This is a genomic window from Pseudomonas sp. NFX5 (genome assembly GCF_049132125.1).
GTDB classification, from domain to species: Bacteria; Pseudomonadota; Gammaproteobacteria; order Pseudomonadales; family Pseudomonadaceae; genus Aquipseudomonas; species Aquipseudomonas marginalis.
In genome coordinates, this window is sequence record NZ_JAFMZG010000017.1 from 22396 (window position 1) to 46219 (window position 23824).

A 23824-nucleotide genomic window follows, 5' to 3' on the forward strand; every position below is an offset into this window, starting at 1 on the left:
GTTGATACCGTTTCTCCCGCCACCTGTCCGAGGGGCGCTGCAGCAGGTTCAACCTGTCAGGCTCGGATGGGGCGTTGTCCGGCCTGGTTGCCCTGGCCTGATACTAAACGCACAACGGCGCCCATTCGCACACTACGAATGGAGGCTCTTCATGAGCGCTGTAATTACGCCTGCAGATTTCAACGACTACAAAGTCGCCGACATGTCCCTCGCTGCCTGGGGCCGTCGCGAAACCTTTATCGCCGAATCCGAAATGCCAGCCCTGATGGGCCTGCGTCGCAAGTATGCCGCCGAGCAACCGCTCAAGGGCGCGAAGATCCTCGGCTGCATCCACATGACCATCCAGACTGCCGTGCTGATCGAAACCCTGGTTGCCCTGGGTGCCGAAGTGCGTTGGTCGTCCTGCAACATCTTCTCGACGCAAGACCAGGCCGCTGCCGCCATCGCCGCTGCCGGTATCCCGGTATTCGCCTGGAAAGGCGAGACCGAAGAAGAGTACGAGTGGTGCCTGGAGCAAACCATCCTTAAAGATGGCGCGCCTTGGGATGCCAACATGATCCTCGACGACGGCGGCGACCTGACCGAGCTGCTGCACAAGAAGTACCCGCAGATCCTCGACCGCGTCCACGGCGTGACCGAAGAAACCACCACCGGCGTACACCGCCTGCTGGACATGCTGGCCAAGGGCGAGCTGAAAATCCCGGCCATCAACGTCAACGACTCGGTGACCAAGAGCAAGAACGACAACAAGTACGGCTGCCGTCACAGCCTGAACGATGCCATCAAGCGCGGCACCGACCACCTGCTGTCGGGCAAGCAAGCCCTGGTGATCGGCTACGGTGACGTGGGCAAGGGTTCGTCCCAGTCCCTGCGCCAGGAAGGCATGATCGTTAAAGTCTCCGAAGTCGACCCGATCTGCGCCATGCAAGCCTGCATGGACGGTTTCGAAGTGGTTTCGCCGTTCATCGATGGCGTCAATGACGGCACCGAAGCCAGCATCGACAAGGCCCTGCTGGGCAAGATCGACCTGATCGTGACCACCACCGGTAACGTCAACGTCTGCGATGCCAACATGCTCAAGGCCCTGAAGAAGCGCGCCGTGGTGTGCAACATCGGTCACTTCGACAACGAGATCGACACCGCTTTCATGCGCAAGAACTGGGCATGGGAAGAAGTGAAGCCGCAGGTACACAAGGTTCACCGTACCGGCGCTGGCGATTTCGACCCACAGAACGACGACTACCTGATCCTGCTGGCCGAAGGCCGCCTGGTTAACCTGGGCAACGCCACCGGCCACCCAAGCCGCATCATGGACGGCTCGTTCGCCAACCAGGTACTGGCCCAGATCTTCCTGTTCGGCCAGAAATACGCCGACCTGTCGCCAGCCCAGAAAGCCGAGCGCCTGACCGTGGAAGTACTGCCGAAGAAACTCGACGAAGAAGTGGCCCTGGAAATGGTCCGCGGCTTCGGCGGCGTGGTGACTCAGCTGACCAAGACCCAGGCCGACTACATCGGCGTGACCGTCGAAGGTCCGTTCAAGCCGCACGCTTACCGCTACTGATCGGCTTGGCTGCCCGCCCCTTCAGGGGCGGGTTCGCCTTACAGGCTTTCGAGTTCCCAAGGGTATGACCATGTCCCAAGACCGTCGCTACAGCTTCGAGTTCTTCCCCACGAAGACCGATGCTGGGCATGAAAAACTAATGGCAACTGCCAAGCAGTTGGCCACTTACCACCCCGACTTCTTCTCCTGCACCTACGGCGCCGGCGGCTCGACCCGCGATCGTACGATCAACACCGTCTTGCAGCTTGAAAGCGAAGTCAACATTCCCGCCGCTCCGCATTTGTCCTGCGTGGGCGACAGCAAGGCCGACCTGCGCGGCCTGCTCACTCAATACAAGGCCGCCGGCATCAAGCGCATCGTTGCCCTGCGTGGCGACTTGCCGTCCGGCATGGGCATGGCCAGCGGTGAGCTGCGCTACGCCAATGACCTGGTGAGCTTCATTCGTGAAGAAAGCGGCGATCACTTCCATCTCGAAGTGGCCGCTTACCCGGAGATGCACCCCCAGGCGCGTAATTTCGAAGACGATCTGCAAAATTTCGTACGCAAGGCCAACGCCGGCGCAGACAGCGCGATCACCCAGTACTTCTTCAACGCCGACAGCTACTTCTACTTCGTCGAGCGTGTACGCGCCATGGGCGTGAACATCCCGATCGTGCCGGGCATCATGCCAATCACCAACTACAGCAAGCTGGCGCGCTTCTCCGACGCCTGCGGTGCTGAGATCCCACGCTGGGTGCGCAAGCAACTGGAAGCCTATGGCGACGACGTCAAGAGCATCCAGGCGTTCGGCGAACAGGTGATCAGCAATATGTGTGAAGAATTGTTGCAAGGTGGCGCACCAGGCCTGCATTTCTATACCCTGAACCAGGCTGAACCCAGCCTCGCGATCTGGAACAACCTTAAACTGCCACGTTAGGCCGGTTTAATCGCTGTACCCGGCCCTCGTTATTACGGGGGTTTTTTTCGTCTATATATCCCCGGAAAGGAAGCCTGCAGTACATGAATACAGCGTCCCCGACTCCCCGCCCGCAGCTGGTGTACCTGGTATTCGGCGCCGAGACCTATCATCAGGAAGCCGTATTCAGCATCGCCAGCGCCCTGGCCCACCTGGGCGGTCCCCAGGGCATGCCATTGGACATCCAGGTGTTCAGCGACAATCCGGCCCCCTATCGCGGCTTGCCGGTACAGGTTCACACCCTGGACGACGCCACGCGCAGACGCTGGAGCGAGCCCCACGGCTACCATTTCCGCACCAAGCACGTGCTGTTGCGCCAGGTGCTGGAAACAGCGGAACGGGCGCTGTTGATCGACACCGATACCTTTTTTCACGACTCGCCCATGGCGCTGTTCGAACGTGTCGCGCCCGGCACCGTGCTGTGCAATGCCTTCCACGCCAAGTACGGCGACAACCGCGAAAGCGTACTGTATGAAGCCCTGGCCAGGCACCTTGCAGACAAAGGCCTGGCCGACGACGACATGTGGCTGCTCAACTCCGGCGTCATGGGCCTGACCCGGCAAGATGCGCACATCCTTGATCGCTCGATCGAGTTGATGGACGAGCTGTTCCCGATGGCCCACGGTGCCTACACCCTGGAAGAGTTCTGCCTGTCGGTGGCCGCGTACCGTACGCTCAATGTGCGCCAGTGCCCCGACCTGATCCACCACTACTGGAGCCGCAAGCAGTTGTTCCGGGCCAAGGTCAAGGCGTGGGTCACCAAGCACGCCGCGGACCCCATCTGCGCCCAGGCCCTGGCCGACACCCGCAATGTGTCTGCCCACCTGCCCCGCCCGCCGCGATTGCAACGCTTGATGTACAAGCTGATCACCCTGGCCTTGCCCAAACGCAAGCAGCAGTTCATCCGCGAAATTCTCTACGGCTGCTACGAGCACGAAAATGAATTCGACCAGGCCTGTGGCCCGGTTTGGTGGGACAAGGCTTTGCAGAATCAGGAAGAGCGGCAAAAAAGCCCGGTCGATGCGCACCAGCTCGAACATTGGTTCGCCAACCCAGTGGTGCGCCTGATTCTGGGCGAGCGACGTGCAGCCATCTATGAACACCTGATGACCTCACCGACAAAATAGCGTCGCCCGCAGATGGATGTGCCAGCGCTTCTCTTTAGCGTACGGGCGTCGTAACCTCGGGGCATGCCCGTCACTCTGAAGCTGTTGACCGTTGCGCTTTTTACTTGCTTGAGCCTCGCCGCTTATGGCGAGAAATTGCGCATTGTCACCGAGCCCTGGGCGCCTTATGTGTACGAAGAGCACGGCGCCATGCACGGGCTGGACTACGAAACCACGGTGATCGTGTTCCAGCGCCTGGGGGTCGAGGTGCAATGGCAGTTCCTGCCCTGGAAGCGCTGCCTGGCCATGCTCGATCAGGGTCATGCCGATGGCGCACTGGATATTTTCCACAGCCACGAACGCGACGCCCTGCTGCTGTACCCCAGCGAACCGTTGTCGGAAGTGGAATTCGTGATGTTCTACGCCAACGAACGCCCTCATCCGGTCCAAGGCCTCGACGAGCTGGACGGCCTCACTGTCGGCACCTCGCCAGGCTACCTGTACGGCGCGCCATTCAGCGACTCCACCCGGTTCAGCCGCGAGCCGGCCCCCAGCCACGAGGCCAACTTCGGTAAATTGCTGCTGGGACGCATCGACCTGCTGATCACCGACCGCCGGGTCGGCCAGCATGTGATCAAGGCCCTGGGCCTGGAAGGCAAGGTCAGCCAGGCGCCCATCGTGGTCAGCCGCCAGCAGCAATACCTCGCGGTACGCCGTGGCGCGGGGATGGACCTGCTGGTGCAACGCTTTGCCGCCGAGCTCAAGCGCTTCAAACAGGAACCGGCCTACGCCGCTTTAAGCGCCAAATATGGTGGAATCCAAGCCATAACCGCGTCCGGACACACCGTTGAGCAGCAGGAAAGCGGCGCACAGTGATTGCTCTGTTATACTCCGGCCTTTCCGCCAGGCTTACGCCCGGCCGCTGAGGTCCTGAAAAAGGCACCCAACCCCGCTACTGCGCAGCTTTCAGCCCGCGCGAGCCGGTGGAGTGCCCGCCAGACGCAGCAGGACCGGACGGGATTGCGCTCCCCTAAGCGCCATTCGCGCCCGGCAAGATTATCCCTCTGGGCCAAGCCCTAACTAAAACAGGATTACTCATGTCCTTTGCTTCCCTCGGTCTCTCCGAGGCTTTAGTCCGCGCCATCGAGGCAGCGGGCTATACCGAGCCTACTCCGGTGCAACAGCGGGCTATTCCCGCCGTGTTGCAAGGTCGCGACCTGATGGTTGCGGCTCAGACAGGTACGGGTAAAACCGGCGGCTTCGCCCTCCCGATTCTGGAGCGGTTGTTCCCCAACGGTCATCCGGACAAATCCCAGCGTCACGGCCCGCGCCAACCGCGCGTACTGGTCCTGACCCCTACCCGCGAACTCGCCGCCCAGGTGCACGACAGCTTCAAGCTGTATGCCCGCGACCTGAAGTTCGTCAGCGCCTGCATCTTCGGCGGCGTCGGCATGAACCCACAGGTTCAGGCCATGTCCCGTGGTGTTGACGTGCTGGTGGCGTGCCCCGGTCGTTTGCTCGACCTGTGCGGCCAAGGCAGCGTCGATTTGTCCCACGTGGAAATCCTCGTGCTGGACGAAGCCGACCGCATGCTCGACATGGGCTTTGTCCATGACGTGAAGAAGGTCCTCGCCCGCCTGCCGGCCAAACGTCAGAACCTGCTGTTCTCGGCAACGTTCTCCAACGACATCACCGCCCTGGCCGGCAAGCTGCTGCACAACCCGGAGCGCATCGAGGTCACGCCGCCGAACACCACGGTCGAGCGTATCGAGCAACGCGTATTCCGCCTGGCCGCCAGCCACAAGCGTGCGCTGCTGGCCCACCTGATCACCGCCGGCGCGTGGGAACAGGTACTGGTGTTCACCCGCACCAAGCACGGCGCGAACCGCCTGGCCGAGTACCTGGACAAGCACGGCCTCACCGCCGTCGCCATCCACGGCAACAAGAGCCAGAACGCCCGCACCAAGGCCCTGGCCGACTTCAAGGCCGGTGAAGTGCGCATCCTGGTGGCCACCGATATCGCCGCCCGTGGCCTGGACATCGACCAGTTGCCACACGTGGTCAACTTCGAGCTGCCAAACGTCGACGAAGACTACGTGCACCGTATCGGCCGTACCGGCCGTGCCGGGCGTTCGGGTGAAGCCATTTCCCTGGTTGCCCCGGACGAAGAGAAACTGCTGAAAAGCATCGAACGCATGACCAAGCAGAAAATCGCCGATGGCGACCTGATGGGCTTCGATGCCAGCGCCGTTGAGGCCGAAAAGCCTGAAGTGCGCGAACGTCCGGACGTGCGCAACCCGCGCAATCCACGCGGTCCGAAGGGCGATGGCCCGAACGGCGGCGGTGGTGGCGGTGGTCGTCGCGACAAGGGCAAGGACAAGGGCGGCAAGGAAAAAGCGCCAACCAACGGCCGTGGTGAACGCCCGGCCCGTGAGCAGAAGCCCCGTGAAGGCACCCCGGCCCGCGAACAGCGCCAGCCGAGCCAGCCCCCACGCGCCGCAGCCGACCGCGCCCCGGACGAATTCCTCGACGACGACGTGGATAACTTCGGTAACCGCGTGGACTACGTGCCCCAGGCCAAACCGGCCCAGGGCCGCGGCCGTCGTCCAGGTGCTCCGGCACAGGGCGCAGGCGCCGGCGCTCCACGTGGCGGCCAGCCCCAGGGCGGTCGTCAGAACGGCCCGCGCAACAGCAGCGGCGGCACGACCGGCACTCCACCGGCCAAGCGCAGCGGCCCGCGTAACGGTGCACCGCGTGACGGCCAGGCGCGTCGCGAAGATTCGCGCAGCAACAACCGCCGCCCGGCCCGTGACGACCAGCCGCGTTTGTCCGAGCCAGCCGTGCAGAACCCGCGCGGTGGCCCGGCGCCGAAGATCATCCACAAGGAGTCGAAAGCCGACCGCTTCCCGACACCCGAGCAGTTGGATCAACTGCCAGGCCGTCCGCGTGGTGAAAAACCGGCATTGCTGACCCGCAACCGCTGAGTTTCAAAGCGCCATGAAAAATGCCTCGCATCGAAAGATGCGGGGCATTTTTTATCTCCTCCCCACACGTTCCCAGGGATGAGCGAACTGGTTGTGGTGAGCGAGCTTGCTGTGGTGAGCGAGCTTGCTCGCGCTGGGCTGCGCAGCAGCCCCAACACCTGTCACCGTGTTCTGCCAGAAGAATCATGGTGTATCTGATTAGGGCCGCTTCGCGCCCCAGCGCGAGCAAGCTCGCTCACTACAGGAAATACAGGCCAAAAAAAACCGGATCCTGAGATCCGGTTTTTTGTGTGCGGACAGAAATTACTTCTGCTTGACGCCTTCCAGCGAGATGTCCAGGTCGACAGTCTGGGAAGTCGGGCCAGGGCCCTTGATGCCGAAGTCGTTCAGGTTCAGCGTGGTCTTGGCGTTGAAGCCGGCACGTTCGCCGCCCCATGGATCCTTGCCTTCACCGTTGAACGTGGCCTTGAAGGTCACAGGCTTGGTCACGCCGTGGAAGGTCAGGTCGCCGGTCACATCAGCGGTTTTCTCGCCGGTGGATTTAACCGCAGTGGAGACGAACTTGGCATCGGCGAACTTGCCGACATCCAGGAAGTCCTTGCTGGCGATGTGCTTGTCACGTTCGGCGTGGTTGGACCACAGGCTGGCGGTTTTCACGTCGACCGCGATTTTGCTGGCTTCAGGCTTGGCGGCATCCCAGCTGAACGTACCATCCCAGTCCTTGAAGGTACCGTGGATGTAGCTGTAGCCCAGGTGGCTGATTTTCCAGTCGATGAAGGCGTGCTGGCCTTCCTTGTCGATCTTGTAGTCGGCAGCCATCACCTGACCTGCAGACAGCAGCGCTGTACCGATTGCCAGAGCGGCGAGGGTCTTTTTCAACATGCTTTCTATTCCTTGTGAGTCGAGGTTGAACATCAGGCTTTGCGCCCCAGCATTCTCGTCAGGGTCGCATCACGATCGATAAAGTGGTGTTTCAACGCAGCCACGCCGTGCAGGCCGGCGAAGACTACCAACACCCAGGCGAGGTACAGGTGCACCACGCCGGCTGTGTCTGCCTGGTCCGGTAGACCGGAAACCACGGCAGGAATTTCGAACAGGCCAAACACCGGGATACCGACACCGTCTGCGGTGGAAATCAGGTAACCGGCGATCATCACGGCAAACAGCCCGAGATAAAGGAACGCGTGGCCAAACGCGGCACCGATACGGGTCAAGCGGCTGTAACTGGCCAGCGGCGGAGGCGGCGGGCTGATCAGGCGCCAGACAATACGCACCAGCATGATGGCGAACAGCGTGATGCCGATGCTCTTGTGCAGGTCCGGTGCGTCCTTGCGCCAGGCGCTGTAGTAGTCCAAACCCACCATCCACAAGCCCAGGGCGAACAGGCCGAACACCACCAGGGCCACGCCCCAGTGCAAAACCATACTGACCCAGCCGTAACGGGCCGGTGAGTTACGTAGCTGCATGTACTTAATCCCGTAAGAGCTGCGCCCAAGACTAGCGATTTACCTATCGAATTAAAGCGGAAAATTTCGCTTTGAAATATCGAGAAATATGATCTTGAGGGTATGAACAGTAAATTAACCAAGGATTAAGGACTATCCAGAAGAAACGTGACAGTCCGTCCTGTGTTTACTGCCAATTCATGCGTTATGGGTTGTGACACCGCCGCCCATTGCATAGGCTTGCGCGATTGTTTTACCTGCGCCGCTCGCAGGACCGCTTCGAGGAGATCACCGATGGGCTTGAACAACCAGTGGATGCAACGCGACCTCGCGGTGCTGTGGCATCCCTGCACCCAGATGAAAGACCACCAGCAACTGCCGCTGATCCCGATCAAGCGCGGTGAAGGCGTCTGGCTGGAAGACTTCGAAGGCAAGCGCTACCTCGACGCCGTCAGCTCCTGGTGGGTCAACGTCTTCGGCCACGCCAACCCGCGCATCAACCAGCGCATCAAGGACCAGGTCGACCAGCTGGAACACGTGATCCTCGCCGGTTTCAGCCACCAGCCGGTGATCGAGCTGTCCGAGCGCCTGATCAAGATGACCCCCGAGGGCCTGACCCGCTGCTTCTATGCCGATAACGGTTCGTCGTGCATTGAAGTCGCGCTGAAGATGAGCTTTCACTATTGGCTCAACCGTGGCCTGCCAAACAAAAAACGCTTCGTCACCCTGACCAACAGCTACCACGGCGAAACCATCGCCGCGATGTCGGTGGGCGACGTGCCGCTGTTTACCGAGACCTACAAGGCGCTGCTGCTGGACACCCTCAAGGTGCCGAGCCCGGATTGCTACCTGCGCCCCGAGGGCATGAGCTGGGAAGAACACTCGCGCACGATGTTCCTGGCCATGGAACAGACCCTGGCCGAGCACCACGACACCGTCGCCGCCGTGATCGTCGAGCCGCTGATCCAGGGCGCCGGCGGCATGCGCATGTACCACCCGGTGTACCTCAAGCTGCTGCGCGAGGCCTGCGACCGCTATGGCGTGCACCTGATCCACGATGAAATCGCCGTGGGCTTCGGCCGCACCGGGACCCTGTTCGCCTGTGAACAGGCCGGCATCCGCCCGGACTTCCTGTGTTTGTCCAAGGCCCTGACCGGCGGCTACCTGCCGTTGGCCGCCGTGGTCACCACCGATGACGTCTACGACGCGTTCTACGACGACTACCCGACCCTGCGCGCCTTCCTGCACTCCCACAGCTACACCGGCAACCCGCTGGCGTGTGCGGCGGCCCTGGCGACCCTGGATATTTTCGAAGAAGACAACGTCATCGAAAACAACAAGGCCCTGGCCCGGCGCATGGCCACGGCAACGGCTCATCTGGTCGACCATCCGCATGTCTCGGAAGTACGCCAGACCGGAATGGTGCTGGCCATCGAGATGGTCCAGGACAAGGCCACCAAGACCGCTTACCCGTGGCAGGAGCGCCGTGGTCTCAAGGTGTTCGAACACGCCCTGGAACGCGGTGCGTTGTTGCGGCCGTTGGGCAGCGTGGTGTATTTCCTCCCGCCCTATGTGATTACACCGGAGCAGATCGACTTCCTCGCCGAAGTCGCCAGCGAAGGCATCGATATCGCCACCAACAGTAAAGTCAGCGTGGCGGTGCCGAAGGATTTCCACCCTGGTTTCCGCGATCCGGGTTGATTGCCGGCACACCTACACCTTTTTCCAGAGAACCGACATGAGACTGTCCCGCTTTTTCACCGACACCCCGCTGAGCCTCGGCGATCACGAACTGCCCGAAGCCCAGGCGCACTACATCAGCCGCGTGCTGCGCATGGGCGAAGGTGACGCCGTGCAATTGTTTGACGGCTCCGGCCAGGAATTCCTGGGCAGCCTGCTGGAAGTCGGGAAGAAACGCGTCACCGTGCAACTGACGGAAAGCTTCGCCGGCCAGGCCGAATCGCCGCTGCACATCCACCTCGGCCAGGGCCTGTCCCGGGGCGAGCGCATGGATTGGGCGATCCAGAAAGCCACCGAACTGGGTGTCAACGCCATCACGCCGATCTTCAGCGACCGCTGCGAAGTGCGTCTGAAGGACGAACGCGCCGACAAACGCCTGCTGCACTGGCGCCAGGTGGCGATCAGCGCGTGCGAGCAGTGCGGGCGTTCGACGGTACCGGTGATTCACCCGCCGTTGCTGCTGGCGGACTGGTTGAAGCAGGTCGAGGCGGACCTGAAACTGGTGCTGCACCCGGTGGCCGAGCCGCTGGTCAGCCATGCCAAACCTGCGAGCCTGGCGTTTCTGATCGGCCCGGAGGGCGGGCTGACCGACAACGAAGTCGACACCGCCCAAGGCGCTGGCTTCCACGCCGCCCGCCTCGGCCCGCGCGTGTTGCGCACCGAGACTGCGCCCGTCGTCGCGTTGGCGGTTGCCCAACAACTCTGGGGCGACTTCTAAATGTGGGAGGGGTGATCAGTCCACCGGATCGCTGATCGGCTTGGCAATGATCGCCTTCAACTCACTGGTCATCGGGAATTCCAGGTTCAAGCCCTTGGGCGGAATCGGCTGTTCAAACCAGCGCTGGTAAATCCCGTTGATCTCCCCCGAACGGTAAAGGTCGCCGAGGGTCTCGTTGACCACCGCAAGAAACTGCGGGTCATCCTTGCGCACCATGCAGCTGTAGATCTCCCGCGACTGCTCCTCGCCCACCACCACCCAGTTGTGTGGGTCCTTGGCCTTGGCACGTTCGCCGTAGAGCAATGCATCGTCCATATAGAACGCGGCCGCTCGGCCCGTCTCGAGCATCTTGAACGCCTCGCCATGGTCCTTGGCGCTGATCACGAACATATTGCTCTTGTGCTCGGCGTTGTAGCTCTTTAGAAAACGCTCGTTGGTGGTGCCGGCGGTAGTCACCACGTTCTTGCCCGCCAGGTCGGCGAAGCCCTTGATGCCGCTGTCCTTAGCCGTCAGCAACTGGCCTTTCACGTAAATAAACCCGTAGGAAAATGCCACCTGCTTCTGCCGCTCGGCCGTGACGCCAGTGGAGCCGCACTCCAGGTCGACGGTGCCGTTCTGCACCAGCGGAATCCGCGTTTGAGAGGTCACCAGGTTGTACTTCACCTTCAGGTCAGCCACCCCGGTTTTCTGCTGGATACGCTCGACGATCTTGCTGGCCAGGTCCACCGAATAGCCCATCGGCTTACCGCTGTGATCCCCCACGTAGGAAAACGGCACCGACGCATCGCGATAGCCCAGGGTGATGGACTGGGTGCTGGCGATCTTGCCCAGCGTACCGTCCAGCGGCGCCTGGTTGGCATGGGCGTGTACTCCCAGCAAAAGGCCGATGCAGCCGGTCAACAGGATTTTTTTCATTGTTATTCTCCGTTGGTTTTTGACGTTATTTTCGTACCGCAATCACGCTGATTTCCACCAGCACGCTCGGCCGCGCCAGCTCCGCCTGCAGGGTGGTGCGCGTAGGCGCCATCCCGGGCGATAGCCAGGCGGCCCATACCTCATTCATCGGCGCGAAACCGCTGCCGATGTCTTTCAAGTAAATGGTCGCATTGAGCAAATGATCCTTGTCACTGCCGGCCTGGGCCAGCAGCGCATCGATCCTGGCCAGCACTTCGCGGGTCTGCGTCGCCACATCCTGGCCTTCGCCGGGCACCTGGCCCGAAAGGAATACCAGATCCTTGAACGTAACGGCGCCGGACAGTCGGTCGTTGCTGCTGATTCGGTTGATGGTCATGGGTCAATCCTCACGCGGCGCGGGGCGCCAGGCCCTGCATATCTATGGAAGGTAGGTGGTGGCCGATCAGCTCGGCCAGCAATTGGCCGCTGCCGCATGCCAGGGTAAAGCCGAGGGCGCCGTGGCCCAGGTTCAGCCACAGGTTGCGATACACGCTGGGGCCAATCAGCGGCACACCGGTCGGGGTGGCGGGACGCATACCGGCCCATTCCACAGCATTGGCATAGTCGCCAGCCGTAGGAAATGTCTCGACCGCCTGGCGTTTCATCAGCGCCAGGCGCTTGGGCTCAAGGCTGGCGTCAAAGCCGACGATATCCACCATGGCCGCCACCCGCAGCTGTTCGCCGATACGCGCGTAGACCATCTTGCGGTCGTAGTCGGTGATGCTCACATTCGGCGCCTGATGCTGTGCGCCAATCGGCACGCTGAGGCTATAGCCCTTGAGTGGATACAGTGACAGTGACACGCCGGGCAATGCCAACTCGGCGCTGCGATGGCCGGCCGCCAGCACCAGATGTTCCACCGGCATCACTTCGTCGCCCAGCTCGATGGCTTGCACCGCGCCGTCGGCATGGCGAATCCTGGTGACCTTGCGCCCCAGCAGAAAGGTGCAGCGCCCCGACGCTTCAAGGCGTGCCGCCAGTTGTTGGCAGAAGGCATGACAGTTCGCCACTTCTTCATTGGGCGTATAGATACCACCGACAAACTCACCCGCCACCTGCGCCAGCGCCGGCTCCAGCCGCGCACAATCCAGCGCCGACAGCACCTGTTGTTGCAGGATGTCGGTGACCTTGCTGCGCGCACGCTCAAAGGTATCGGCATTGCGAAAGGTCACCAGCTTGCCGTTACGCCGCCAATTGAACGTGTCCAGGCGATCGTCGACGCGCCATTGCTGCAAGGTGTTTTGGCTCAGGCTCGCCAGGCGCAGCAAGTGCGCGGCGTTGCGCTTGTTCACCGAGCCACGGCAGGCGCAGATGAACGCGGCCATCCAGCGCCATTGTCGGGGATCCAGGCGTGGGCGCAGCTTCAGTGGCGAGTCACCGCGCAGCAACCAGCCAATCGCCTGTAGCGGCACTCCCGCATCCGCCAGCGGTGCGACGTAGCGGTAGGACAATTGCCCGCCATTGGCGAAGCTGGTTTCGCTGCCCACGGTGTCACGCGCGTCGATCACCGTCACTTCATGACCTGCACGTACCAACGCGTAGGCACTCGCCAGGCCGATAACGCCTCCACCAATGATGCAAACCTGCCTGGCCATTCAACACCCCCAGCCCTTGATCCAAGAAAGCCCCAGGGTAGGTGCAGGTGACAGGCCGCCGACAATGAATAAAGATGGGGCACCTATAAACAAAGGTTATGGACCTGCCATGCGCTTGCGTCATATCGAAATCTTCCAGGCCATCCGCCAGACCGGCTCCATCAGCGCCGCCGCGCAGTTGCTGCATGTCTCCCAACCAGCGGTGACCAAGGTGTTGCAACATGCCGAGTTACAATTGGGTTTCCCGCTGTTTTTGCGGGTACGCGGCAAATTGCAGCCCACGCCCGAAGCCCTGGCGCTGGAAAGTGAAGTCGAAAAAGTCACCGCGAGCCTGCAAGGCGTGCGGCGCCTGGCCAAGAGCCTGCGCCGCGCCCCGGGGCAAAGTGTACGGATTGGTGCAATCCCGGCATTGGCACTGTCGTTGCTGCCCCCGGCGATCCTGGAATGGAAGCGCGACTACCCGGACATCGCCTGCGAACTGTCCAGCGACCATAGCCGCGAGCTGGTGCAAAAACTGTTGATGCGCGAGATCGACCTGGCACTGACCCTCAGCTTCTCCGGCCATCCCGGGTTGACCACACAAGTGTTGGCCAACGGTGTGTTGGTGGCCCTGGCGTCGAAAAACTACTGGCCGGACGCTGAGCTGCATCAAGCCCTGCCCCTGGCAGACCTGGCGGGGGCACCGTTGATTGGCCTGTCCAGCGCCGACCCACTGGCGGCGAGGCTCGACAACTACCTGGAGAGCGTCGACCCGCCGCCTCGGGTGACGATATCGGTGCAAACCTATTCCCTGGCACGGGCGATGGTGGAGTCCGGCGCCGGATTGACGGTCATCGACCCCTTTACCGCCCTCGGCGCATCGACGGCGACCACCTGCATCCGCACGCTTACACCGCCGCTGCCGATCACCCTCTACGCCCTGACCCGTGCCGATGAACCGCCGCCGCATATGCTGGCCAATCTGCTACAGATCTTCGGCAACCGGGCTCGGGAGCTGCTGGAGCGCCTATAACACGTAGTGCATGATCGCCACGAAATGCAGCAGGCTGCCGCCGATCACAAACAAATGCCAGATCCCATGGGAATGCCGCAGGCGATCCTCCAGGGCAAAGAAGATGATGCCGACGGTGTACAGCACGCCGCCCGCCGCCAGCCAGATAAACCCGGCGGTGCCCAGCGCGGCGATCAGTGGCTTGACCGCCACCAGCACGATCCAGCCCATCACCGCGTAGATCACGATGGACAGGATGCGCGCCTCGGAGCGCGGCTTGATCTCCTGCAGGATGCCGATCACCGCCAGCCCCCACACGATGCCGAACAGCGTCCAGCCCCAAGGGCCTCTCAACGTCACCAGGCAAAACGGCGTGTAGCTGCCGGCGATCAGCAGGTAGATCGAAAAGTGATCGACCTTCTGCATGATCTCTTTTCGCCGCCCCTGTACGCTGTGGTACACGGTCGACGCGCTGTACAGCACCATCAGCGTAAAGCCATAAATCGCCACGCTGACGATCTTCCAGGGGCTGCCATCCAGGCTCGCCACCACCAACATCCACACGGCGCCAATACACGCCGCGACTGCACCGAGCAAATGGCTCCAGGCGTTGAATCGTTCCCCGTGATACATCTGTCACTGACCTCCTGTAGCCGCTGGAACTGGCTGGCAAGCGTCCAGCCTTGCGCATAAGAGTGCAAGCGACTTGTGACGTTCCGAGGACGCCGCCGGGTTTTGCGTGCACAATCGGACGCATTCGAACAAGAGCCCACGGCCATGCTGATCGACGAAGAATTCACCCTCAAGAAACTGGAAATCTTCCTGGCATTCATGCGCACCGGCAACCTGGCCCGCGCCGCCGCCGAGCTGCAAACCAGCAATGTCAGCGTGCACCGCGCCATCCACTCGCTGGAAAATGCCTTGCGCTGCCCGCTGTTCAAACACGAGGGCCGCAACCTCACGCCGCTGGAAAGCGCCTACGTGCTGGAAGAACGCGCACAGAAACTCATCGCCGATGTGGTCGACAGCGTACGCCTGACCCGCGAAGCCGCCGGTTTCTCCGCCGAACGCTTCAAGCTCGGCTCGCTGTATTCACTGACCGTCAAGACCGTGCCGCAATTGATCATGGGCCTGAAGATCAGGCGCAGCGAACTCAATATCGACCTGATCCTCGGCTCCAATTTCGACCTGCTGTACAAGCTCAAGAACATGGAAGTCGACGCAATCCTCATCTCCCTCGACGAACACGCCAACGACCCCGACTGCGAACAGATCGAGCTGTTCTGCGACGACATCTTCCTCGCCACCCCGGCCGACTCGCCCTTCGACCGCACCCAGGAAATCGACCTGGCCGACGTGCGCGACGCCACCTTCATCACCCTCACCCAAGGCTTCGCCACTCATCAGGATGGCAACCGGGTGTTCAAGCAGGCGGGGTTCGAGCCGAAGGTGGCGATGCAGGTCAATGACATCTTCACACTGCTGAGCATGGTCAGTTCAGGGGTGGGTTATGCGTTGCTGCCGGGAAGGATCGCGGCGGTGTACGAGAACCGCGTGAAGCTGATACCGCTGCAACCCAGGTATCGGTTGCAGCAGCATATCGGCGTGGTGTTCCTGAAGGCCAAGGAGCGTGATCCGAATTTACTGGCGTTGTTGGCGGAGTGTCGGATGTATGCCAATCGGCAGGGAACAGCCTGACACTCCGCAACCCTCAAGGTCAGCCCACCAACCCACGCACAATGAAGTACAGCAACGAAGGCCCCAGCAAACACCCAAGCCCGGTATGGAACGTCGCCGTCAACGCGCCGTACGGCACCAAGCGCCGATCCGTCGCCGCCAGCCCTGCCGTCACGCCGCTCACGGTGCCGGCCAGGCCACCGAACACCATCGCCGAACGCGGGTTGTCCAAGCCCATCCAACGCGCCGCCACCGGTGTGCCGACCATCACCAGGATCGCCTTGATCAACCCGGTCGCAATCGACAGCGCCATCACATCCGAAGTCGCGCCAATCGCCGCACCGGTCACCGGGCCGACGATGTAGGTCACGGCACCCGCGCCGATGGTGGTCATGCTGATAGCGTCGCGATAGCCAAACACCCAGGCCATGCTGGCGCCGACGATAAACGGCAGGATCGTGCCCAGCAGCAGCGCAATCACGCCGATCATCCCGGCCTTGCGCGCTTCGGTGGCCTGTACCTCGAACGCCGTGGCAACAATGGCGAAGTCGCGCAGCATCGCGCCGCCCATCAGGCCGATGCCGGAGAACAGCGCCAGGTCAGCCAGGCCTTTTTGCCCGCCGGTAAGGGTGCCGCCGACCCAGGCCAGGACCAGGCCGATGACGATGGCAATCGCCGAGCCGTGGATGCGCCCGAACGTCAGGCGCTTGGACAGCACCACGGAAATCCACATCACCACGCCAACAAACGCAAACGCAGTGATCAGGCCGTTATGTTCCAGGCCTTTTTCGATGAGATCCCACATATCAGCGACCTCCCGCAGGCACGATCAGCGGCTCTTCGGCGGGCAGGGGCTCGCCCTTGTGCGTACGACTGATCAAGGCGATGGTACAACCACAGACCACCACCGAACCAATCGCCGCCAGCACCGCGACCGGGCCCCCGTGCAGGGCGGTCACGACGTTCTGCTGCGCGGCCATTGCTACGACCACGGGAATGTACATGGCGCCCCAGAAGCCCACGCCCATCTCGCACTCCTTGGTCATGCCGCCGCGTTTTTGCATCCACAGGCGGGCGCAGATCAGCAGGATCATGGCGATCCCCACCCCGCCCACGTTGGATTTGACGCCCAGCAACACGCCGAGCATGTCGCCCATGATCACACCTGCCAGCGTGCAGATCGCCAGCAATGCCACACCGTAAATAATCATTGTTGTTGTCCTCGAAGTGCTCGATCGAAATTGTTGTTTTTGTGCTTCGACAGCCTTGGGTGGTGCTTTATCGGTGGCGGCGCTCCTCCTCTTCCAGCAGGGCCTGCAAGGTATCCAGGCGTGCGCCTTCGCAGGCGATCACGGTGCCTTGTTCGAACACGCGGCGTGACAGGCCGGTGAGCACGGCGCCCGGGGGCAGTTCGATTTGCAGGCGCACACCGCGCTCGTAGGCGCTTTGTACGGTGCCGCGCCAGTCAACGACGCGGCACATGTTGAAGGCCAGGTCGTCGCAAAGGTGTTCGGGGTTGTGGATCGGCCGCGCGCGGGTGCTGCTCAGGTAGGTGATGCGCGGCGCCTTGAGCGGGACAAATACCTGGGCCAGGGCCTCGGCCGGCTGCGCCAGCAGCGCGCAATGGGACGGCACACTGACGGCCAGGCGTTTGGCGATGCCGTTGCCCTTGATGCGCGCGGCGACACGCTTCATGGCCTCGTCGCTGCCGGCGATCACGCTCTGGTTATCGGCGTTGATATTGGCCAGGTACACCGGGGTTTCAGGGCTGTGGATGTCGGCGAGGAGTGTTTCGACGGTGGATAACTCCACGCCGATGATCGCGGTCATGCCGTAGCCGTGTGGATAAGCGTTTTGCATCAGTTGGCCGCGCAGGCTGACCAGCTTTACCGCATCGGCAAAATCCAGGGCCCCGGCGATGACCGCAGCCGGGTAGGCGCCGATGGACAGGCCCGCCACGTAATCCGGGGTGCGCTCCAACAGGCGGGCGTGGGCGACGCCGGCGATCAACAGGCACAGTTGCACGGCGCGGGTACTGGCCAGGGCTTGCGCTGAATCGAGCCGGCGCACGTCTTCGCCCAGGGCATCGCTGGCTTCTTCCAGCACAGGTTCGGGCAGCGACTGGAGCATGCCGAGTCGCTGGGCACCCTGCCCCGGAAACACCAGGAGGCTGCTCATGCCACGGCCTGCCAGGGATCGTCGACCAGGCGCGCGCCGCTGATGGTTTTCAACAGCACGCGACGTGATCCGCCAGCCCATTCGCGCAAGGCCACGGCGCCAAACGGGGTTTGCAGTTGCAGGTCCACAGGGCACACCGCCGTGTCCAGGCTCGCCAACAGGTCCTCGGCATCGGCGCGTTCAAGGCGCTTGGGCGTGCGCAGGATCAAATCCAGATCACTCTGGGCATGCAGTGCTTCGATGCCGGTGGCCAATTCAAAGCCTGCGCTACCGCTGACGCCCCATGCCTCGTGCACCAGCACCGAACGCAATTGAGCAAGCGCTTGCAGTGCGGGTACGTCCCGTAGCGAAACCACGTCGCGCAGGGCTTCCGGTGCAACGCGCCGCTGCACCGCCGCCAGCGGCATCTCGGCGGCGAACCGCTGCTCACGCAAACGCCCGCGCACGCCGACCGCCACATGCCCCGGCGCGGCAATGGCGCGGCGCACCACCACCGGGTGGCCGGCGCCTAGCGCCTCCAGCACCCAGGCCGGTGCATCGGCGGACGCATGCGCCGGGGTCATGCCCCAGAGCAAGTCGTGGGCGTTCACCATTGTTCCCGCAGCAGTTGACGAACCTGGCTTGAGGCTGCGCGATTAGTCGCGCCGAGGCGTCCGCGCAGATCGGTGCTGCCGACGTCCTTGATCGCATTCACCAGGCAATCGCTGACCCGCGCTACATCGTCCGCCGTGGGCTGTTCAATCTGGCAGACCGACAAGGTCTCCCACAGCAAGCCGAGGCTGGCATAGCTGTCGATGTCATAGGCCATGGGCGGCACACTGGCGGCCAGGGCTTCCAGCTCTTCGACGCTGCGCAGGGTCACCCGCGCGGCCGAGGCCTTGCCCATGGCGTGCACCATCACGCCGGGGTCGCGCAGGGCAATCAGGCGGTTGGCCTGGTAGCCATGGGCGAGGAACGCACCGGACATGGCCTTGCCCACCAGCAGCGCAATCACCGGGTGCCCGGCCAGGCGCGCGCGGGCATAACTGTCGGCGGCAGCGGCCAGGGCCTGATGGATGCCGAGGGCTTCTTCACGACGGCCGTAGGCCTGGCTGGGCACATCGACGATGGCGATGATCGGGCGCTTGTCACCTCGGGCGATGGCTTCATCGACGGCCTTGGCCAACCCCCAGCCCTCCAACAAACCGACTTCGCCATTGCGTGCCCGAGGGAAGCGGTTTTGCGCGTCGGTCACTACGGCGACAAAGCGCACCTGTTGCTCACCCAATACACCGTCGGCCACCCTCAGCGACGCCGGCAAATCGTCTACAACTGGAGCGCCGGCGCTCAATGCGTTGAACCACTGCAAGCCTCTCATGAGCGTTCTCCCTGATACAGCTCGCGCACCGTCGCCGGGTCGATTTGCGCTACGGCGTCCAACTCGGCCAAGCGTGCGAGGTAATCATCAGCCTGGCGACTGCGCTGTTGTGCGGGCACACCCTGCTGCAGCAACGCGCTGACCGTCTGCTGGATCTGCGCCACATCATCGGCCACGTAACGGTCGGCCAGGCCACTGTTAAAACGCTGTTCGCCGCCCGTGAGGCTCCAGATAAAAGGACGGTCGCGGGAGTCGTACTCTTCCAGCCCGGCCTCCTGCTCGATCACCTGCGGACCGTTCAGCCCCAGGCGCGCTTCACGGGTGACGACGAGATAACTGCACAGCCCGGCCGCGATGGACATGCCGCCGAAACAGCCAACGCTGCCCGCCACTACGCCGATCACCGGCTGGTACTGGCGCAGGTCGACAATCGCCGCGTGTATGTCGGCAATCGCTGCAAGGCCAAGGTTGGCTTCCTGCAAGCGCACGCCGCCGGTTTCCAGCAGCAGCACGGCGCGGGTCGGGATGCCCTTGCGGTTGTCTTCGGCCGCCAGTTCCAGGGCGCCGGCGATTTTCGCGCCGCCCACTTCACCGAGGCTGCCGCCCTGGAAGTTGCCTTCAATGGCCGCAATCACCACAGGCAAGTCGCCGAGGCTGCCCTTGGCGATCACCACGCCGTCATCGGCCTGGGGCACCACACCTTGGCGGCTGAGCCAAGGCGACATGACCCGCTGGAACGGGTCGATCAGTTCGCGAAAGGTGCCGGCATCCAACAAGGCCTTGGCCCGCTGCCGCGCCCCCAGTTCCACGAAGCTGTGTTTAGCCAGCAAGTCAGTCATGGTCGATCTCCTCGAAACCCTGCTCCAGGCGCAGGCGCACCACGCCGGGGGTGGCGCCGAAATCGTGAATATCAATGTTCAGGGCCGGGGGCGTCTGCTCCTGGAAGATGCGTTCAAACAGGTGCTGCCAGCGTTGTTCGGCGCCATTTACCGAGGTCTGGACCTGGATGGTCAGCGTGCCGGCCGTGCCCGGTTCCAGCAGCACTTCCAGGTCGCCCGAGCCGACGCAGCCCACCAGCGCACGGCCTGTTGGCGGCTGCCCCGCAGGGAATTCAAAGGATAAGGTTTCCATCACAACGCTCCGTCGAGGCGGTCGATAAACAGGCAGGCGGCCAACAGGTCGGCGGCGCCACCGGGGGAGGCATTCAGGGCCAAGAGCTGGTTGTCCAGTTCGTGCAGGCTGCGGCGCCCGGCCAGGGTGGCGCTGCCGCCAGCGTCGAGCACCGCTTGGGCGCCGTGTTGCATTGCTTGCAGGCCTGCGGTGCCGGCGCGGTAGAGCACGCAGGTGTCGGCCAGCTCGGTCATGATCGCGAGCAAGGCGTCCAGGCGCGCGTTCTGTTCACCAGCATTTTGCTGGCGGCTTTTGTGCAGTTGCGGCAGACCACGTTGGGTCACGGCGGGGAAGCCCAGTTGCGCTTCTTCACGGGCACCGCGTGCGCCATAACGCTGGGCGACCTGGGCGCCGTGGCTCGGGGTTTGCGGCGCGTAACGGTCGTTGAGCAGGGCCAGTCTGGCGGCGTTCAGCGTTATGGCACGCGGTTCCAGGGCAGCCGCTGCGGTCAGCAGGCCGAGGGCCCAGATCGCACCGCGATGGGTGTTCACGCCGTGGGTGGTAGCGAGCATCGCCTGCTCGCCTTCGCGCCCGATACGGCCGAGCGCTTCGCGCAGGGGCAAGCCGACCTCGCCGAATTCAAGCGCCGCCTCGGCCATTGCCTTGAACATCGGCCACAGCGACAGCGCCGAAGCGTGCATCAGCCCCAGGTGCAGATCACTGTGGGCGCCGTTGCCGCGGCGATCCACCAAGGCGGGCTTGGGTGACAGGTCGGCTTCATCGATCAGCGCATCGACGGCCATATCCGCCAGGCGATCCGCGAGGCTGAGTTCGTGCAGTTTAAGGGCGCGCATTTACCAGCTCCTGAATTTGGCGGGCGGGTTGTACAGGCCACCGGACCACTCCACCAGGTCGGCCACGCTCTTGGCGGCCAACAACTCGCGGGTGGCGTCGGTACGGCGGATGCCCAAATCTTCGGGCAAGGCGATCAGGCCCTCGCGGCGCATGCGCGCGGTGTCCTTGGGGTTGTGGCGCATGCCGATGGCGGTCACCCCGGCGACGGCGGCGATCATCGCCTGGCGCTCTTCCAGGGACCGCGCCTTGTACAGGTAGGCGATGCCTTCTTCGGTGAGCAGGTGGGTGACGTCGTCGCCGTAGATCATGATCGGCGCCAGGGGCATACCGCTTTTGCGCGCCACTTCCACGGCGTCGAGGGTGTCGACGAAGGTGGGCTTGCCCCCTTCCTGGAAGGTCTCGACCATCTGCACCACGAGCTTTTTGCCGCGTTCCAGCAGCGCTTCCGGCGCGTCGCCGTGGCGCATGTCCAGCCATGCCGGCGTGCCGTGACGACGACCGCGCGGGTCGTGGCCCATGTTCGGCGCCCCACCGAAACCGGCGAGGCGGCCACGGGTCACGGTGCTGGAATGACCGTCGCCGTCGACTTGCAGGGTCGCACCGATAAACAGGTCCACCGCGTATTGGCCGGCCAGCTGGCAGAACATTCGGTTGGAACGCATCGAACCGTCGCGGCCGGTGAAAAACACATCCGGGCGCGCGGCGATGTAGTTCTCCATGCCCAGTTCGGTGCCGAAGCAGTGCACGCTTTCCACCCAGCCGCTTTCGATGGCAGGGATCAGCGTGGGGTGCGGGTTGAGGGTCCAGTTACGGCAGATCTTGCCCTTCAGGCCCAGGGATTCACCGTAGGTGGGCAGGATCAATTCAATGGCGGCGGTGTTGAAGCCGATCCCATGGTTGAGGGACTGAACATTGTGTTTTTCGTAGATGCCGCGGATCGCCATCATCGCCATCAGCACATGCACCGGCTTGATATGGCGCGGGTCGCGGGTGAACAGCGGCTCGATGTAGAACGGCTTGTCGGCCACTACAACGAAATCCACCCAACTGGCGGGGATGTCGACGCGTGGCAAGTCGCTGACGTCATCCACCAACTGGTTGACCTGCACGATCACGATGCCATCGCTGAACGCGGCGGGTTCGATCAGCGCGGGAGTATCTTCGGTGCTGGCGCCGGTGTAGATATTGCCGGCACGGTCGGCCATGAAACCGGCGGACAGTACGACGTTGGGGATCAGGTCCACCACCAGCCGTGCATAGAGTTCGATGTAAGTGTGGATCGCACCGATTTCCAGCAGGCCGTCTTCGAGCAGTTGGCTGATGCGCAGGGATTGGGTGCCGGCGAAGGAAAAGTCCAGCTTGCGCGCGATGCCCTTTTCAAACAGGTCCAGGTGCTCGGACCGCCCGACGCTGGGCATGATCATGTGCAAATCGTGGAGCTTGGCCGGGTCGGCCTTGGCCAGGGAGCGCGAGAGGAAGTCGGCCTGCTTCTGGTTGTTGCCTTCCAGCACCACGCGGTCGCCGGGGAGGATCAGGGCCTCAAGCGCTTCGACAATCCTGTCACTGGGCAAAACCGCCCCGTCTGCATACTGCAAAACCCGCCCGAGCCGCCGCTGCTTCTCGTCACGCCGCCGCGTCCAGCGCGAGTCGGGGGTAGTTATTGTTGTCATGGTCGCTCCACGGGTTTGCTGTCGTGGGCTGTACCTTAGGAGTGATTCGGGGGGCCATCAATCAAGCTTAGCGGTGGATCGTTACGGTTGGAGTAATGGAGAATCAGCAAACACTGATCCGAGCCAAAAGATGATCTAAATGTGGGAGGGGCTTGCCCCCGATAGCGGAGGGTCAGCTAAGTGATGTATCAACTGACACTCAGCCATCGGGGGCAAGCCCCCTCCCACATTTGTTCAGTGATGCCTGTTAGATAGCGGTCCCAAACAGGGGCTGATCAGTCCCTGTTTGGGACCTTTTCCAGCGAAGGGCTGACCTGCTCCAGCGCCCGATCCACCAACAACTGCCCCAACTCGGCCATTTGCTGGATCCCGAGCATGATGGCGCGCTGGGAAGTGTCCAGGTCGAAGGCCAGGTTGCAGGTGAGTGCGTTGAGGGAGGACAGGGTTTCGCTGGCGTTGACCAGCAGCGTTTCGGTGGTTTGGTGGGGGTTTACGGCGAAGAGAGGCAGATTAGGGGTAGGTTTGATCATGATGAAACTCCTAAACAGTCAGTAAGGAGCGCCACCGTTCGCTTGCACGCGAATGAGGGTGGCGACCGTGCGCAGGTGTGCAAGACCGGGCCTGTTTAGGACACCCAGCAGGTCCGAAGACCTCCTGCGCGCAGCCGCCATAAAGCAGCGAGCACAAAAAACGCCCGTTGGTTGGCAGGGCGTTTGTACGCCTAAACAGTTTCGTCGGACTTGCACGTCCGTGTCACCGTTTTTTGCGATGACGGGACGAAGACTAGGCGCGCGGGCTGCACGCGACAAGTTCATGCACAGCCCAAAATCTTGCAGGAAAAATCCTAAGACCACCCGCAATCCGTCAAACACCGGCACTTTAATGTGGGAGGGGGCTTGCCCCCGATGGCAGTGGGTCAGCCACCAGA

25 protein-coding genes and 1 riboswitch are annotated in these 23824 nt (G+C 62.7%); of the genes, 9 read left to right on the forward strand and 16 right to left on the reverse strand.

Going from position 1 to position 23824, the window contains the following annotated elements; translation table 11 throughout:
- Positions 1-23: 23 nt before the first annotated feature.
- A riboswitch (S-adenosyl-L-homocysteine riboswitch) is annotated at positions 24-130 on the forward strand.
- Positions 131-151: 21 nt separating this feature from the next.
- The 5 genes from ahcY (at position 152) to J1N02_RS11260 (ending at position 6606) form a co-directional block, all read left to right on the forward strand.
- On the forward strand, positions 152-1561 hold the full coding sequence (gene ahcY, locus J1N02_RS11240; protein ID WP_027606052.1) for an adenosylhomocysteinase: 1410 nt from the start codon (positions 152-154) through the stop codon (positions 1559-1561).
- Positions 1562-1631: 70 nt separating this feature from the next.
- Positions 1632-2477 carry a methylenetetrahydrofolate reductase [NAD(P)H] gene (gene metF, locus J1N02_RS11245; protein WP_368961602.1) on the forward strand — a complete coding sequence of 282 codons (846 nt, stop codon included), beginning with the start codon at positions 1632-1634 and terminating at the stop codon, positions 2475-2477.
- 83 nt (positions 2478-2560) lie between these two features.
- Positions 2561-3643 carry a hypothetical protein gene (locus J1N02_RS11250; RefSeq protein WP_027606054.1) on the forward strand — a complete coding sequence of 361 codons (1083 nt, stop codon included), beginning with the start codon at positions 2561-2563 and terminating at the stop codon, positions 3641-3643.
- 63 nt (positions 3644-3706) lie between these two features.
- Positions 3707-4498 carry a substrate-binding periplasmic protein gene (locus J1N02_RS11255; RefSeq protein WP_092355642.1) on the forward strand — a complete coding sequence of 264 codons (792 nt, stop codon included), beginning with the start codon at positions 3707-3709 and terminating at the stop codon, positions 4496-4498.
- A 221-nt stretch (positions 4499-4719) separates the two neighbouring features.
- The gene (locus J1N02_RS11260; protein WP_027606056.1) at positions 4720-6606 is read left to right on the forward strand and encodes a DEAD/DEAH box helicase; all 1887 of its coding nucleotides are present in this window, start codon (positions 4720-4722) and stop codon (positions 6604-6606) included.
- Positions 6607-6909: 303 nt separating this feature from the next.
- Here the strand turns inward: J1N02_RS11260 and J1N02_RS11265 are convergent, their stop codons facing one another.
- Together J1N02_RS11265 and J1N02_RS11270 are read right to left on the reverse strand one after the other, a co-directional pair.
- A complete protein-coding gene (locus J1N02_RS11265) occupies positions 6910-7488 on the reverse strand; it encodes a YceI family protein (protein WP_027606057.1) in 579 nt (192 codons plus the stop codon).
- Positions 7489-7520: 32 nt separating this feature from the next.
- Positions 7521-8072: a cytochrome b gene (locus J1N02_RS11270; protein ID WP_027606058.1), complete on the reverse strand. Its 552-nt coding sequence runs from the start codon at positions 8070-8072 to the stop codon at positions 7521-7523.
- A gap of 273 nt (positions 8073-8345) precedes the next feature.
- Here J1N02_RS11270 and J1N02_RS11275 point away from each other — a divergent pair, with 273 nt between their 5' ends.
- Complete coding sequence (locus J1N02_RS11275; protein WP_027606059.1) at positions 8346-9752, forward strand: adenosylmethionine--8-amino-7-oxononanoate transaminase; 1407 nt, start codon at positions 8346-8348, stop codon at positions 9750-9752.
- A gap of 37 nt (positions 9753-9789) precedes the next feature.
- Positions 9790-10509, forward strand: coding sequence for a 16S rRNA (uracil(1498)-N(3))-methyltransferase (locus J1N02_RS11280; protein WP_027606060.1), 720 nt, complete (start codon positions 9790-9792; stop codon positions 10507-10509).
- A gap of 15 nt (positions 10510-10524) precedes the next feature.
- On the opposite strand, the gene J1N02_RS11285 is transcribed toward J1N02_RS11280, so the two are convergent.
- The 3 genes from J1N02_RS11285 to J1N02_RS11295 are packed head-to-tail and all read right to left on the reverse strand — an operon-like array spanning position 10525 to position 13058.
- Positions 10525-11424, reverse strand: coding sequence for a transporter substrate-binding domain-containing protein (locus J1N02_RS11285; protein WP_027606061.1), 900 nt, complete (start codon positions 11422-11424; stop codon positions 10525-10527).
- A gap of 25 nt (positions 11425-11449) precedes the next feature.
- The gene (locus J1N02_RS11290; protein WP_027606062.1) at positions 11450-11800 is read right to left on the reverse strand and encodes a RidA family protein; all 351 of its coding nucleotides are present in this window, start codon (positions 11798-11800) and stop codon (positions 11450-11452) included.
- Between the two features lie 10 nt (positions 11801-11810).
- Positions 11811-13058 carry a D-amino acid dehydrogenase gene (locus J1N02_RS11295; RefSeq protein ID WP_368961595.1) on the reverse strand — a complete coding sequence of 416 codons (1248 nt, stop codon included), beginning with the start codon at positions 13056-13058 and terminating at the stop codon, positions 11811-11813.
- 109 nt (positions 13059-13167) lie between these two features.
- Here J1N02_RS11295 and J1N02_RS11300 point away from each other — a divergent pair, with 109 nt between their 5' ends.
- Positions 13168-14070: a LysR family transcriptional regulator gene (locus J1N02_RS11300; RefSeq protein ID WP_027606064.1), complete on the forward strand. Its 903-nt coding sequence runs from the start codon at positions 13168-13170 to the stop codon at positions 14068-14070.
- Here the strand turns inward: J1N02_RS11300 and trhA are convergent.
- Entirely contained in the window at positions 14065-14682 is a 618-nt protein-coding gene (trhA, locus tag J1N02_RS11305) for a PAQR family membrane homeostasis protein TrhA (RefSeq protein WP_027606065.1), read from the reverse strand. The two genes, J1N02_RS11300 and trhA, sit on opposite strands and share 6 nt — an antisense overlap.
- 144 nt (positions 14683-14826) lie before the next feature.
- On the opposite strand from trhA, the gene J1N02_RS11310 reads away from it, so the two are divergent.
- Positions 14827-15747: a LysR family transcriptional regulator gene (locus J1N02_RS11310; protein ID WP_141156214.1), complete on the forward strand. Its 921-nt coding sequence runs from the start codon at positions 14827-14829 to the stop codon at positions 15745-15747.
- 19 nt (positions 15748-15766) lie between these two features.
- Here J1N02_RS11310 and madM read toward each other — a convergent pair whose 3' ends face one another.
- The 10 genes from madM to J1N02_RS11360 form a co-directional block, all read right to left on the reverse strand.
- Complete coding sequence (gene madM, locus J1N02_RS11315) at positions 15767-16531, reverse strand: malonate transporter subunit MadM (protein ID WP_027606067.1); 765 nt, start codon at positions 16529-16531, stop codon at positions 15767-15769.
- A 1-nt stretch (position 16532) separates the two neighbouring features.
- The gene (gene madL, locus J1N02_RS11320; protein WP_027606068.1) at positions 16533-16937 is read right to left on the reverse strand and encodes a malonate transporter subunit MadL; all 405 of its coding nucleotides are present in this window, start codon (positions 16935-16937) and stop codon (positions 16533-16535) included.
- A gap of 67 nt (positions 16938-17004) precedes the next feature.
- A complete protein-coding gene (gene mdcH, locus J1N02_RS11325; RefSeq protein WP_108573372.1) occupies positions 17005-17904 on the reverse strand; it encodes a malonate decarboxylase subunit epsilon in 900 nt (299 codons plus the stop codon).
- Positions 17901-18497, reverse strand: coding sequence for a malonate decarboxylase holo-ACP synthase (locus J1N02_RS11330; protein WP_169898733.1), 597 nt, complete (start codon positions 18495-18497; stop codon positions 17901-17903). Before J1N02_RS11330 ends, mdcH begins: the two co-directional genes overlap by 4 nt.
- Complete coding sequence (gene mdcE / locus J1N02_RS11335; RefSeq protein ID WP_368961590.1) at positions 18491-19261, reverse strand: biotin-independent malonate decarboxylase subunit gamma; 771 nt, start codon at positions 19259-19261, stop codon at positions 18491-18493. Before mdcE ends, J1N02_RS11330 begins: the two co-directional genes overlap by 7 nt.
- Entirely contained in the window at positions 19258-20100 is an 843-nt protein-coding gene (locus J1N02_RS11340) for a biotin-independent malonate decarboxylase subunit beta (protein WP_027606072.1), read from the reverse strand. The genes mdcE and J1N02_RS11340 overlap by 4 nt, the downstream gene beginning before the upstream one ends.
- A complete protein-coding gene (locus J1N02_RS11345) occupies positions 20093-20392 on the reverse strand; it encodes a malonate decarboxylase subunit delta (protein WP_368961587.1) in 300 nt (99 codons plus the stop codon). The genes J1N02_RS11340 and J1N02_RS11345 overlap by 8 nt, the downstream gene beginning before the upstream one ends.
- Entirely contained in the window at positions 20392-21225 is an 834-nt protein-coding gene (locus J1N02_RS11350; protein ID WP_421147359.1) for a triphosphoribosyl-dephospho-CoA synthase, read from the reverse strand. Before J1N02_RS11350 ends, J1N02_RS11345 begins: the two co-directional genes overlap by 1 nt.
- Entirely contained in the window at positions 21226-22896 is a 1671-nt protein-coding gene (mdcA, locus tag J1N02_RS11355; protein WP_065938129.1) for a malonate decarboxylase subunit alpha, read from the reverse strand.
- Between the two features lie 275 nt (positions 22897-23171).
- Positions 23172-23426, reverse strand: a complete 255-nt coding sequence (locus J1N02_RS11360; RefSeq protein ID WP_092355663.1) for a DUF6124 family protein — start codon at positions 23424-23426, stop codon at positions 23172-23174.
- Positions 23427-23824 lie beyond the last annotated feature (398 nt).